This is a genomic window from Cytophaga sp., assembly GCF_051961495.1.
In the GTDB taxonomy this organism is placed as follows: Bacteria; Bacteroidota; Bacteroidia; order Cytophagales; family Cytophagaceae; genus Cytophaga.
The window spans coordinates 1-13654 of record NZ_JBQCDF010000012.1 but is presented as its reverse complement, the minus strand read 5'-3'; the positions used below and the strand labels follow the sequence as shown (position 1 = coordinate 13654).

The following is a 13654-nucleotide window of genomic DNA, read 5'->3' as shown; positions in this document are numbered from 1 at the left end:
TTTAGTGTAGTACTGCTGTATGCATGCTCTCCTAAATCAACAGAACAGGTATCAGTCATTACTTCTGATTCGCTGGATCGTTCTGTTCTTCCCATCAGGGAACCCGTTTATCCGGCAATCACGGAACTGGATGCGCGTAATGCCACTGCTCCTAAACGTTTCGAAGTGAAGGCTCCTGCAAAAGCACCCAATGTGGTAATTGTTCTTATAGATGATATCGGTTACGGGCATTCAAGTGCTTTCGGCGGTCCTATTAACATGCCTACGCTTGAAAAGCTTGCAAGCAGAGGACTAAAGTACAATCGTTTTCACACTACAGCACTTTGCTCACCTACACGTACGGCGATCTTGACTGGTTATAACCATCATTCCAATAATGCAGGTGCGATCATGGAAATAGCAACAGCTTTCCCGGGAAATACAGGCATTCGTCCGCAAACGATAACACCTATTGCGCAGGTGCTGCGTTTGAATGGTTATAGCACGGCTGCATTTGGTAAATATCATGAAACCCCACCATGGGAAGGTTCTGTATCCGGTCCGTATGATCGCTGGCCAACAGGTTCCGGCTTTGATAAGTTTTATGGATTTATCGGCGGTGAAACCAATCAGTATCATCCTTTGGTTTATGATGGCACAGCACGTGCATACCCGAATGTAAAGGATCCGAATTATCATTTCACAAATGATATGACCGACCAGGCGCTTGCTTGGATGAACACACAGCAGTCGCTTACACCTGATAAACCATTCTACATGTATTATGCACCGGGCGCAACACATGCACCGCATCATGCACCAAAAGAATATTCAGATAAATATAAAGGAAAATTTTCGCAGGGCTGGGATAAGCTGCGTGAAGAAACACTTGAGCGACAAAAGAAACTTGGTGTAGTGCCACAGAATACGAAGCTGGCTCCAAAGCCTGAAGCGATCAAGGACTGGGATCAACTTACAGCTGAAGAGAAACATTTGTTTGAAAAACAAATGGAAATATTTGCAGGCTTTGCCGAGCACACGGATGCACAGGTTGGGAGACTGGTAGATGCGCTTGAAGCAAGGGGAGAACTGGATAACACGTTGTTCTTTTATGTTGTCGGGGATAACGGTTCAAGCGCCGAAGGAGGCATGATTGGTATGTTCAATGAAAATACATATTTCAATGGTGTTCAGGAGACGCTTGATATGCAATTGAGCAAGATGGATAAATTAGGTACAGATGAAACATATAACCACTTTGCCGCAGGCTGGGCGGTTGCTGGTAATACGCCATTTACCTGGACAAAACAGGTTGCTTCAAACTTTGGCGGTACACGTAACGGTATGGTTGTACACTGGCCTGACGGTATTAAAGCGCAGGCTGAAGTACGTTCACAATTCCACCATGTGATTGATGTAGCACCAACAATATATGAATGTGTGGGTGTACCGGCTCCGAAAATGGTTTATGGTATTGAACAGCGGCCTATAGAAGGGGTAAGCATGAAATATTCGTTTGAAAATGCACAGGCAGCTGATGTTCGTAAAACACAGTATTTCGAAATGGCAGGTAATCGTGCCATTTACCATGATGGCTGGTTTGCGGGTACCATACATAAAGCACCGTGGGAAGCAAAGCCAAGACATGCTTTGACAGAAGATGTATGGGAATTGTATAACGTGAATGAAGATTACAGCCAATCAAATAACCTGGCAGCAAAGAATCCGGAAAAACTGGATGAGCTGAAAAAGCTATTTATGCAGGAAGCTGTTAAATATAATGTATTGCCGATTGATGATCGTACCATTGAGCGCTTTGATGCAGTTATTGCAGGAAGACCCGATCTCATGAATGGACGTACAAAGCTGGTGTTGTATGAAGGAGCAAAAGGAATCGCTGAAAATGCATTCATCAATGTTAAAAATACTTCTGTGAAATATACAGCTGAAGTAGAGGTGCCGGCAAATGCATCCGGTGTTATGATCTGCCAGGGCGGTGACTTTGGCGGCTGGTCTTTCTACATGCAGAATGGCAAACCTGTTTATACATACAATTGGGTAGGACTTGAATTGTATACCATTACAGGCGGAGAAAAAGTAACACCGGGCAAACATACCATTGTTCTTGATTTTGTTTACGACGGTGGTCGCGGTGGAGCTGGTACTGCTACTCTGTATGTGGATGGTAAGAAAACAGGAGAGGGAAGAGTCGCTAAAACAAATAGCAACACGTTTGGTATTGATGAATCTGCAGATGTAGGAATAGATGAGAATACGCCGGTTTATACTGGATATAAAGATAAATCGAAGTTTACAGGCAAGATTTCTAAAGTAACTGTAGAGACATTTCCTGTGAAAAAATAATTTACTAAGCACAATGGAACAATAAATAAAAAAGCTATCCCGTTAAGGATAGCTTTTTTATTTTATACGCTTTGTACTTTATTTTTCAAAAGGATAAATAATTTTCCAGTCAGTCTTCATGTCGGCAATGGCCCACTGTTTGGTAATGGCTTCGTCCCAGCCTTTGTCAAAGGTGCCGATGTGCGACTTCCGATCGTATGCCCATTCTCTTATTGAATCTGTATGGTGTACATAGAGTTTAAAGTTCCTGAATGAATTCGATGCTGTCCATTGCAGCATCTGTAAGTCTCCATCTGAATTACCTGCGGCAAATACCGGTTTGCGGCCAATGTATTTGGCAATACCCACAGCTTTTCCGTCTTTGTCATCAATAAAATCCAGTTCAGGAAGTTTGAGTATGATTGGATCTCCATTATTGTAATCATACTTCATTTTGATACTGCTGCCAATAATCTGGTCTTTTGGAATGCCATACACGTTCTCGGCCCAGGCACGCATGAAATCAATACCACCGCCTGATACGATAAATACTTTGAACTGATTGGCCTGCAGGTATTGTATAAGCTCCAGCATGGGCTGGTACACAAGTTCTTTATAAAGCTTATGTTTTACAGGGTGCTTCGCCGTATCAGCCCATTGGTTGACTGAAGTGTTAAATTGTTCTGTTGTCATGCCCGTGTGGCTTACAGCAATAAGTTGCAGAATACCTTTTTCTCCCTGTTTCATTAATTCAGCTGTATTATTTTCCAATACAGCTTTAAAAGGTTGTTTCGTTTTCCATTCCGGGTGCGCAGGAGCCAGGGCTTTTATTTTATCGAGTGCATAGAAAAGCTGAAAATACTCCGGTTGTTCTGACCATAAGGTGCCATCGTTATCAAACGTAGCAATACGATCAGCAACAGGTACAAAGTCAGCGCTTCCTTCTTTCGTTACAGCTGTTACATAATCAATGATAGATTTTTTCAGCGCTGTATTATTCCAGGAAGGTAGTACTTCCTTCGTTGAAGATATTGTAGTGTCTTTTTGTGTTGTTTGTGCATGCTCCGTTGAATTGGATGTACAGGCGAAGTTCATGCAAAGCATAAAAAAGATAAGGGGTTGGAATTTTGTTCGCATAGTTGATATGTTTAAAAGTGAAAATTGAAAAGATTCCAATTTATAATTAAAAGTAATTATATTGCTTTAACCAGGCAATAGTTATCATGATAGTTTTGATATCGTTTTTGTAGGCGATAGAATTTGTGATAAGGCATTTCATTGGAGGAGTTTTTATAACTGGTTTTTTAATCGTACTGCTATGAAAAGAATTATATGTTTTCTGCTGTTGCTTTTATCTTATAATCTGTTTGCTCAGGAAGGCGAGAATACGTTTAAAAGGCATCGGCTTACCTTAATGATGGCCAATTCGCATGTTTCAAAAGTTATTAATGAACAATCTTCTTTTTTCATTATTCCTACCTGGGGATTTGATTATGATTATTTTCTTACCAAACGTTTTGCCTTAGGTATGAAAAACGATATCAAATTATCAGAATTTGAAATTGAACCGGAAAGTGATGAAATCATTCAACGCACGTATCCTGTTTGTACCAGTGTTATGGCCACTGGCAAAGTATGGAAAGAGTTATCTGTTTTCGGTGGGCCGGGTTATGAATTTTCACATAAGAGTAAAAGCTTTTTTCAATTGATTGTAGGTGCGGAATACGGTTTTGAGCTGAAAGAAGATTTAGAATTAAGCTTGAATTTTTCTTATGAAAACAAACTGAATTATTACTCAGCATGGATGTTTGGATTTGGCATGAGTAAATATTTAGGAATAAAACAGTAATTATGATTTTATACCGGGGATGCATTTCCCGTTATATTTGAATACAAGCGATTAAAATAATTTCTAAATCAATTCTGCATTTTTATGAAAAAAATCTATTTGCTGTTTTTGACTTCTTTCATAAGCTCCTGGCTATGGGCTCAGCAAGATTCAATAACTACTAAAACCAAAACATATGGCAAAATAAAATTTATTCCCTTGCCTGTTATCGGAGCCAATCCAACATCGGGTTTAATGCTTGGTTTAGCTCCCGGAGCAACCTGGTTCATGGGAAGCCCTGAGAATACCAGCATATCTTCTGCGCTTGGTTCTATCATTTATACGACCAATAAACAATGGATCTTTACGGCCAAAGGAAATACATTTTTAAGAGGTGATCGATGGAATCTGTTAACGGACATCCGCTATTTCATTACATCGCAACCTACATACGGTTTAGGCACAGGGCCGCAATCGGGCAAACCTATAGCAGATGGTTTTGAAGAGTTTTCAAATAATCCATATACTCCTATTTCGACTGCGCAGATGATGGCATTTAATTATATACGCTTTCATCAGACAGTAATGAAACGATATAAAGAGACCCGTTTCTTCGGTGGTCTTGGTTATCACCTGGATTATCATTATAGTATTGATGACAAAATGCTGGATCTGAATTCAACACCTCAAACACTTACCAGTCATTATGTATACAATATTCAGAAAGGAATCAGTACGAAAGAATATCTGCTATCAGGGATTTCATTAAATGCATTGTATGATAGCCGGGATAATGCGGTCAATCCATATAAGGGACGTTATGCGTTTGCCAATATCCATATCAATCCGGAGTTTTTAGGCAGCTCAAAATCATCAACGGTATTGTGGCTGGAGTATCGTGATTATTTGCATCTGTCAAAAGACAGACCCCGGCACCTTATAGGTTTATGGACGTATGGCTGGTTTCTCACAAGCGGTAAAGTACCGTACATGGATTTGCCGGCAGTGGGATGGGACCAGTTTGGCCGTTCCGGCCGCGCCTACACACAAGGCCGGTTCAGGGGTGAAGATGTAATTTATAGTGAGCTGGAATATCGGGTGCCTTTGCAAAAAGAAAAGGAAACTTTCGGAGCGGTTGTTTTTGTAAACGGAACCACTGCAAGTAATCGTCTCGGAGGAATTAATCTGTTTGATTATATTAATGTCGGATATGGAGCAGGTCTGCGTATAATGATCGATAAGAAAGCCCGTACCAATCTGAACCTTGATTATGCTTTTGGAGATTATGGCGCGCAGGGATTTTATCTTGGTTTGAATGAAGTATTTTGAAAAAACGTTATTGCTGAATTATATTAGCAATAGTTTTATAGTAATAATATGAAAAAAAGCATCTTTGTTTTATTCGTTTTTTTATTTGCTTATCACGCACATTCGCAGGTATTGATTTCTCTGCTGTTTGGCGATAAGCTCAATTCAGATAAGGTTGAATTTGGTCTGGAAGGCGGAACAAATTTCTCGAAAATTACCTCCATGCAATCCTCAAAGATGCTGCCGACATTCAACCTGGGTTTATATTTTGATATTGAAATTAAAAAATCCTGGCGCTTGTATACAGGTGTACTGGTGAAGTCTAATTTAGGTACGAAAGATTTATCAGCGGCTGATCTATCTCAGCTGCATGCTTCAACGTATAATGCCAGCGGTATATATAGCCAGAAGATTGATTATTTTTTAGTGCCGCTGTTAGCCAAATATCAATTTAAAAACAGGATCTACCTGGAAGCCGGCCCACAAGCGGGTTTAATGACGAAGGCCTGGGTTGAATTCAAATCAGACAGCGGCGGCACGAGTGCAAAGATCAAGGAAAAAAATACGGACCAGTTTACCCGTATCGATTTCGGACTTGTCGGTGGTTTGGGATACAAACTTCAAAAGACACATGGTATGACCCTTGGTATTAAATACTATTACGGCCTGGTTGATGTATACAAGGATGTTCCAGGGAATCAGAATAACAGTTCCGTTTTTATCAAACTGAATATTCCGATTGGGGCAGGTAAAAAGAATTTGCCGAAAGCAGCAAAAGAATAAGAGGAGTGAATAAAACAAAAAAGGTCCTGCAATTATGCAGGACCTTTTTTGTTTTATAAGAAGATTTTATAAACCGAAACGATATTGCAGGCCTGCAATCACCTGGGTTCTGGAAGCAAGGAAACCGCATTCCGCTCGAAGCATCCAGTGCTTGTTGAATTGATATTGACTTCCTACTAAGAAGTTCCACATATCTGCAGGTCTTTTAGATAAAGAATATTGTACACTTGAATGTTCAACATTGTTTACTGCATCGGATAAACCATCTAAGGTACTTTCTGCTGTTGATAATGCATTCTCAGCAGCATCCTTTTTTGCAATGTTTGAAGGCTTTTGCTGGTCTGCCGGACTAAGGCTGGACCACCAATCATCAACGTTTTGCTGCGCTTCCTGAATTTGTGTATATCCGTTATCAATTTTTTGATTGATGCCATCTGTATTGAAAAGATCGCCTATCGGTAATGAGCCGGCGGTAGTGGAATTCATTTTCACACGGAAGCCACCAACCCAGAATGCTACACTACGTTCCGGTTGATTTAATTTAAATGCCTTTCCTAATCTTGGTCCAAAGATATAAGTGAAGGCAGGTTTTTCTAATTGAGGAATATCTGTCCAGGTAAAGTTCATATCAAAGGCCATCCAGAAGCCTTTTACGCCCATTGTCGGAGTAAAACCAAACCCGGTCGTTGTTCCTTCGAACTGTGCTTTTGTCTGGAAGTTTGCAATAGTTTTCCATTCCGAACCAGGTATAGAAGGATCTGTTGGAATACGGAGGTTAGCATCGATTGCCGTAGTTGAATAGGTCTTTGCAAAAATTCCGTAAACATTCAGGAACGGTAGTACCCACACATCCGGACGGATATTGATACCATTTGACGTTACCGTGGCACTGTTAAACTGGATGATGTTATCCAGGCTGTGCTGTGGGTTATGGTTGAAACCAACACTTAAATTGCTGATGTTGATATCCGATTTCTGCCATAAATAATTTATACCAATACCTGCTGAATAAGGAAGATCAAAGCCCGCTGCAGTGGCCTTTTTCCCTAAAATAGGTAACAGGTATGGATATGGTTTTGGTTTTGCTAAAGTTGCACTATCCTGTTTTTGCAGGTCATCTCTGTCTGAGAAAACCTGAGCTTGACCCAATAAACAGGAAGAAGCAAAAAGGAATGTAAGTATATGTTTTGTCATCCGTCAAAAAGTTAGTTTCTACTGCAATAATACATTTTTTAATGATGTGTTTGATGTTTTTCTATAAAAAAAAGGATACTCTAATCACTTGAAAGACGCGATATACAGTGTTCTGGCATGAAATTTATAAATAGTATAATATCTGTTTTGTTTATTTTGCAGCTTCCGTATTTAATTATTTGTATGAAAGAATATGTTATTGTGTTTTTATGTCTGTTTTTATTCAGCAGCTGCTTTAGTAATGAAAACAATGTCAATGACAGCATAGAATTAAGTGCGTTAAGAAAGGAAAGAGACTCATTAAAGAATGAAATTAAAAAAATGAACCAGGGCGCTGCAGATCAGGATTCTGCAGCTGCAATAAAAGGAACATCTTCATCTCAGCCTGAATTCAAAGTATTGGATACATTAACAGCAACCCAAAAACCTGTTATTGTTAAGAGGAAGATTATTCCTGTTTCTGACAGAATGAAACGTAATTCTGATACCATCTGTTATTTTTATACTGATTCTAAAAAAGTAGCTGTAAAAATTGTTCCGCCCAAAGCTTATGGAGAAAAAAAGAAAATCCGGTTTTATGATCCGCAGGGAAGGGTAACTTTTGAACAGGAAGATATATTAACCAGCTATTCAATTTCAACAGAGTTCAGTGAATTCCATGAGAATGGTGCTGCCAAACGCATTGTTATCCATTTAAATCCCGGAGGTAGCATGCATTGGTATGAGACCGTTATTACATTTGATGCGGATAATAACCCTTTGTGGAAAGAAGAGATAACTTATCCGCTCACTCTTGAAGGCATAATGAACAATAAATCTTATTGGGATAAAAGCAACAATCAATGGGTCAGGGAAGAGCGTAATAGGGAGCAACCGGTTCAGAAATAAATGTATGTTATATTAACTTACCCGGATTTAAGGTATTCTGTTTTCGACTTATTACCAGGTTAAAATTTTTATTTACGAACTGAGATGTTACATAATATTAAAATGCTTCAGCAAACCCGATGATGAATGCATTGGCACCTTTCTGTCCGAATCCGAAATCAATCCGCAGATTGGTGTTGTGTTTGGAGTCAACCCGTATCCGGGCGCCTAAACCATAGGAAAGCCACAGGTTGTTGAATGACATGTCACGATAGCTCGGTGCTACCCGTCCTGTACCTACCCACCCCGTCATACCAAAAATATTCCAGATCGGCATTCTGTATTCCAGCTGTCCGTCGATCAGTACATTATCTCTGATGGCACCTTCATAATAACCCCGCATTTGATTGCTCCCCCCCAACAGTGCCAGGTTGTAATAGGGTGTCTGGTTATAGGAAGCATTGGTTGTTACCTGTAAGGCGATAACATGTTTGAACCAGGGATTGAAGAATTTTCGCGCATCCAGGTTTATTTTACTGAATGTATATTCGCTGCCAATTGCGCCGCCATAAAAAGTAGATGTGAACAGAATATATGATCCCTGGTACGTGTTGTACCTGTTGTCTCTGCTGTCGTAGGCAGCCCCTACGCCGAGGCCAACATTTAATCCGCCGTTTAAGCCAACGGCTCCTTCACGGATCATGATACTATTACTATCGACAAGCATGTTGTAATAATAGGAAATATCAAAGCCGGGGCCGGCATACAGGTATTTACTCAACTTACGAAGTGTTACAATATTAAACCGAACCCGGTTATTTGAAATATTTTCTTTGTTATCAATGCTTACATCGTTACCAATGCCCAGAACAACTTCCGGTGTTTTTTTGAAATTTACGTAGCTTAAAAAAATGTATCTGTTTTCTTTTAAAATGAATTCTGTTGAAAGCGAAAAGTTAATCCGTCCTTTACTGGACATGGTAAATACACTCGAAACTTTTGAAGGTTTTGTTACGGTGTCTCCTTTATACAAATCAAACAGGTTGTATTTGGCCAATCCGAATATGTCACCGGCTTCCTTGGTGTGTGAATAGATGGGTACCGGAATGTATTGAAAAACTTTTTCACCTTTTTGATTGAATCTGTCAAATTTTGAAAGCGTATCGGCGGTAGCTTGTGAAGTTGAATCTGTTTGGGCAATGGCAAATTGTGAAAACAACAGCAGAGATAATAACGTGAAAATGTTTCTCATTAGGATAATCATGTATGGCATGAGCCGGATCAACTAGAATGAAAGAGAATAAAAAGGTAAGAAAATAATTTAAAGAACTGTTAAACAGAATAGCAGAAGATATATTGATTTCCCAGGTTCGGCTATTTATAAATAAGAAGGGAGTTCATTTTGAACTCCCTTCTGTTAATTAGTTTGAAAACTCACCAATGAATGGTAGTTCGTCTAGAATTTCAAATTTGATGGCAGTCTGAATATAGTCATCTAACTGTAAGAAGTGTGCGGCAGTTTTTGCGCCAAGGTCTTTTTTCATTTTACCATAGTATTTAACACGCATAGCATCTTCTTTTTTATCTACAGCAAGCCATTTTTTCATAAATGCATCTGCATCTTCATTGCTCATTGTTTCATATTTCTCTACATATGTTTTAAGCAGGTTGATACGCTCAGTACCGATACTTACACGCTCATTTTCAAAAGCGCCATAGATAGTCCAGAACTTATCAAATTCATCTGCTTTCAAATGCATGTTCTCAGAAAAGTACGCTCTTTTTTCCTGCTTGAAAACAGAATTAAACAATTCATCCTGAGTTTGTGCATTGGATAAAAGAGAAAGAGAAGATAAAAAAACGATTGATAAGATTGTGATTAGCTTTTTCATTTGTTGTATGTATTAAATTGTTTGTGTTGAAATTTTAGATTGTTCTTCAGAATTAATATGGAGTAAAGGCAACACCGATATTAAAAGTCAGCATTTCTCTTTTTGCTGTATTAGCTGTTTTGAAAGCATACAAAAATTCAGAGCTTACTGAAAGTTTTGTTGTTTCATTTAAGTAATACCAGATACCTGCCTGAGGTTTGAAACCTGTATGCCATTCTTTTACATTATAACGGTACAGACCCATATCCACGTTTTCGATTGTATGGACAGCACCTATACCCAATCCAACAAACGGTTGTAAAACATGGTCTCCGTCAGCAAAGAAATAATCGGCAGTTGCCATGAATGGAAGTATGTTCAGTGAACGGTATTGTACACCGGATAGACTTACCGTTCCTGCCGTATATGTATCGTATGATTTTTTCTCATATAATACGTTCCAGTTAAAATCAAGACCTAGAGCAACCACATCTGAAGTGAATTTTCTGTATTCAAAGGAAGCGCCTCTGAAACTCATTTTGCTGACTAAGTCATTTGTGCTCCCTAAGCCAACGCCGGTTGAGTAGTGAAGGGTCAGGTAATTATCTCCGAGTTGTGCTACAGCCTGTGTAGTAACGGATATAAAGAGAAGTAAAACAATATATATATTTTTCATTACTGAATTATTTTAAATATGGAGATTGAGTAAATGCCTGGTTGATTGCGGTAACAATTCTGCTGTTAACAGTGGAAGTACTGCTAGAGCCTCCAACATTCAGCAATCCATTAATAACACCATTCCATACAACAGGCACACTTTCAGCTTCTATGCCTGCTCTGTAGGTCATCTGCATGAATAATGTACCGGTCTGGTAACCTGACACTGCCGGATAAGGGTAGCCGTAGCCCGGGTAACCCCAACCCCAGCCAGGTGCATAACCCGGGTAATACCAGCCCCAATATGCCCAGTCATAATAGTAATAAAGTGTTGTGTTTTTTAAAGCAGTAGGCAGTAAAATAATGTCAGCCGTAGTAGTGTCCTCTTCTGTCCAGCCCATGCTGTTCAGATTGGTACGGATCTGATTCAAGATAAGCGTTGCCGTTGCTTTGTCAACAAAAACAAGATCGTCGCCATTGGTTGTCTGGTCGCTGACCAGGACAATGCTATCCGGTAATGCATATGTTTTGTGCTGGGAGAAGGCAAAGTCCTTGTCATAATTTGTAGCTACAAGATCATACTCATTAATTGAGCCGTTTTCTTGCGGATAGCATCCCCACAGTAAAAAAATGCAACATCCGATTATAATTTTTAGGTGATTTTGTTTCATTTTAAATGAAAGTTAAAAACATTTGAAAAGAATTATTTAGACAAGTCAAATTTACCTCTTTAAGTGTAATCTCCAAATTAAAAAATATGATTATGATGGTATTGAATTCAAATTATGTAGTAAATTAGTGCAGTAAAATAGTACAATTTTAATTAATCTGATGCGATATCTTTTATTTTTGTTTTGCTCATTTATTGCAATAAGTTCCTTTGCAATGGATTCATTGAAAGTAGCCCGTATGCCAAAGTACCGGTATTATATTTATGGGGGAACGTTTTTTCCTGTATCAGAAACCACATTACGTATCGATGGGAAATTCGTTGGTACGTCCATCAATGTTGAGAATGATTTTAAATTGAAAGGTAAAGGAGTTTCTTTCCGGACAGAAGCATTGGCACAACTTTCCCCCCGCAGTGCAGTATCACTTACTTATTTTTCTGTTTTCAGACATGGAGAAAGCGTACTGGACAGGGATTTTACTTATGGAGACTCAACACTGAATGCGGGTGCCAGGTTAAGCAGTTATTTCAATATCCGTTTTATGGGTGCCACTTACAGATATAGTGTTTTTTATGATAAGAACTGGAATGTGGGTTTTACAACAGGCATAAGGGTATTAAACCTTGATGTGGGAGCAACGCTTGATCGAAATAATGGCAGTGTGTATTCCAACAGTCTTTCAGTATTTATACCCGTTCTACTTATCGGCATACATGGGTCTGCTTATATTACACCAAGACTTTTGGGCAGGTATTCATTTGAGTATTTTGGGTTAACGGTACAGGGCATTAACGGTAAAGTGATTGATAATCGCCTCACACTGGAATATTATTTACTGAAGAATTTTTCACTTGGCTGTTCCTTTACGAATATTAAATATATGGTTACAGACTTTCCTGTAAACAGTCGTTTTGACGGTGATGTGGGATATTCAGTAACAGGTTTTGCATTATACCTTGGAGCACGCTTTTAATAAATTATAGCATTGATCAGTATCATTTGTCCTGGTGAGTAAATACGTTATCTTTGGAATTATATAAATATAAAAATTATGAAAACTAAGTTCTATGCTTTTTTGTTGTCTGCTTTTCTGGTAATGGTTCATGCCGGTTCTTATGCGCAACGTGTTGAATTAACAGCTACAGGAGGATACCAGTATTGGGGCGCCTATAAATATTACAATAGTTTCAATAACAGTAATGGTAAACTGGCCTTAGAAGACGGTCCGTGCTATGGAGGTATTCTTGGTTTTGAGATCAGAGAACAAACGTTTGTTGAATTGGTTTTCAATCACCAGGATTCACGTTTGGTAGATAAACCGAACTATGGTTATGAAACAACAATATGTGATCTTGGCGCAAACTATTTTCAATTGAACGGAACACGTACGGTTATGGTGAATGATAAAGTGGAACCATATGCGACACTTGGTATGGGGGCAGCTTTATTCGATCCGGCTTCTAATAAGTATTCTTCCCTTTGGAAATTCGCTGTAAATTTTGGTGCCGGGGTGAAATATTTCGTGAGCGATAAAGTTGGTATCCGGGCTGGTTTTGGCTTCTGGGCGCCAATTCAGGGTGTTGGCTTGGGGGTTGGTATTGGTACGGGCGGAGCATATGCTGGAGCATCAACTTATACAACAATCATCCAGATGAACGTATCTGGTGGATTGATCTTCAGATTAAGAAACTAATTCATCAGAAAGAAATAAAACAAAACTCATTATAAAGTGCCGGAATAGACGGGCTTTATAATGAGTTTTTTTATTGGATGATCATTGACGAAATAATTTACATGATATTGAATACGATGCAGCGGTTTTTATTTTTATTGGTTTTGTTGATGATGAGCATAAAAAGTTATGCGCAGGATACTGCCGCATGTACGCCAAAGAATTTAAGTGAAGTATTGTTTCGTAAACATGTTTCGCCAACCACCAAAATTAAAAATAAAGAGAAAACTACTTCGTTGATTTTGCTACCGGTGATAGGCTCAAGCCCTGCGACCGGCTTCTTTTTCGGAGTTGGAGGGGTAGCTGCATTTTTTATGGGAAATCCTCAGCATACCCGTATGTCTTCTTCAAACCTGGCCTTGCAGTATACGACTAAGAATCAGTTTATATTAATGCTGAAAACTTCCGGCTATACTCCGCA

The 13654-nt window shown here is 39.1% G+C and carries 13 protein-coding genes and 1 pseudogene; 8 read left to right on the top strand and 6 right to left on the bottom strand.

All coding sequences use genetic code 11. The features are described from left to right. Positions 1 to 2343, top strand: a 2343-nt coding sequence (locus ACTHJT_RS00900; RefSeq protein WP_440235709.1) for an arylsulfatase, incomplete at its 5' end; no start/stop codon positions are given. Positions 2344 to 2421: 78 nt separating this feature from the next. Here ACTHJT_RS00900 and ACTHJT_RS00895 read toward each other — a convergent pair. After that, on the bottom strand, positions 2422 to 3459 hold the full coding sequence (locus ACTHJT_RS00895; RefSeq protein WP_440235707.1) for an HAD family hydrolase: 1038 nt from the start codon (positions 3457 to 3459) through the stop codon (positions 2422 to 2424). A 181-nt stretch (positions 3460 to 3640) separates the two neighbouring features. Between ACTHJT_RS00895 and ACTHJT_RS00890 the strand changes: the two genes are divergently transcribed. The 3 genes from ACTHJT_RS00890 (at position 3641) to ACTHJT_RS00880 (ending at position 6241) form a co-directional block, all read left to right on the top strand. After that, on the top strand, positions 3641 to 4171 hold the full coding sequence (locus ACTHJT_RS00890) for a hypothetical protein (protein ID WP_440235705.1): 531 nt from the start codon (positions 3641 to 3643) through the stop codon (positions 4169 to 4171). Between the two features lie 84 nt (positions 4172 to 4255). Beyond that, the gene (locus tag ACTHJT_RS00885) at positions 4256 to 5479 is read left to right on the top strand and encodes a BamA/TamA family outer membrane protein (RefSeq protein ID WP_440235702.1); all 1224 of its coding nucleotides are present in this window, start codon (positions 4256 to 4258) and stop codon (positions 5477 to 5479) included. A gap of 48 nt (positions 5480 to 5527) precedes the next feature. After that, complete coding sequence (locus ACTHJT_RS00880; RefSeq protein ID WP_440235700.1) at positions 5528 to 6241, top strand: porin family protein; 714 nt, start codon at positions 5528 to 5530, stop codon at positions 6239 to 6241. A gap of 66 nt (positions 6242 to 6307) precedes the next feature. Here the strand turns inward: ACTHJT_RS00880 and ACTHJT_RS00875 are convergent, their stop codons facing one another. Beyond that, positions 6308 to 7435: a hypothetical protein gene (locus ACTHJT_RS00875; protein WP_440235697.1), complete on the bottom strand. Its 1128-nt coding sequence runs from the start codon at positions 7433 to 7435 to the stop codon at positions 6308 to 6310. Positions 7436 to 7618: 183 nt separating this feature from the next. On the opposite strand from ACTHJT_RS00875, the gene ACTHJT_RS00870 reads away from it, so the two are divergent. Continuing rightward, positions 7619 to 8323, top strand: a complete 705-nt coding sequence (locus ACTHJT_RS00870) for a hypothetical protein (protein ID WP_440235695.1) — start codon at positions 7619 to 7621, stop codon at positions 8321 to 8323. A gap of 97 nt (positions 8324 to 8420) precedes the next feature. Here the strand turns inward: ACTHJT_RS00870 and ACTHJT_RS00865 are convergent, their stop codons facing one another. The 4 genes from ACTHJT_RS00865 to ACTHJT_RS00850 all read right to left on the bottom strand — a co-directional run bounded on the left by ACTHJT_RS00865 (position 8421) and on the right by ACTHJT_RS00850 (position 11501). Beyond that, positions 8421 to 9554 (bottom strand): BamA/TamA family outer membrane protein, encoded by a 1134-nt coding sequence (locus ACTHJT_RS00865; protein WP_440235693.1) that lies wholly within the window; start codon positions 9552 to 9554, stop codon positions 8421 to 8423. Between the two features lie 169 nt (positions 9555 to 9723). Continuing rightward, a complete protein-coding gene (locus tag ACTHJT_RS00860) occupies positions 9724 to 10194 on the bottom strand; it encodes a hypothetical protein (RefSeq protein ID WP_440235691.1) in 471 nt (156 codons plus the stop codon). 52 nt (positions 10195 to 10246) lie between these two features. Continuing rightward, on the bottom strand, positions 10247 to 10849 hold the full coding sequence (locus ACTHJT_RS00855; protein ID WP_440235689.1) for a hypothetical protein: 603 nt from the start codon (positions 10847 to 10849) through the stop codon (positions 10247 to 10249). 7 nt (positions 10850 to 10856) lie between these two features. After that, positions 10857 to 11501, bottom strand: a complete 645-nt coding sequence (locus ACTHJT_RS00850; protein WP_440235687.1) for a DUF4136 domain-containing protein — start codon at positions 11499 to 11501, stop codon at positions 10857 to 10859. A 214-nt stretch (positions 11502 to 11715) separates the two neighbouring features. On the opposite strand from ACTHJT_RS00850, the gene ACTHJT_RS00845 reads away from it, so the two are divergent. From ACTHJT_RS00845 to ACTHJT_RS00835, 3 genes and pseudogenes are all read left to right on the top strand, one after another. Beyond that, a complete protein-coding gene (locus tag ACTHJT_RS00845; RefSeq protein WP_440235686.1) occupies positions 11716 to 12474 on the top strand; it encodes a hypothetical protein in 759 nt (252 codons plus the stop codon). A gap of 78 nt (positions 12475 to 12552) precedes the next feature. After that, positions 12553 to 13194, top strand: coding sequence for an outer membrane beta-barrel protein (locus ACTHJT_RS00840; protein ID WP_440235684.1), 642 nt, complete (start codon positions 12553 to 12555; stop codon positions 13192 to 13194). Between the two features lie 101 nt (positions 13195 to 13295). Next, a pseudogene (locus ACTHJT_RS00835) lies at positions 13296 to 13654 on the top strand (hypothetical protein); the annotation flags it as partial.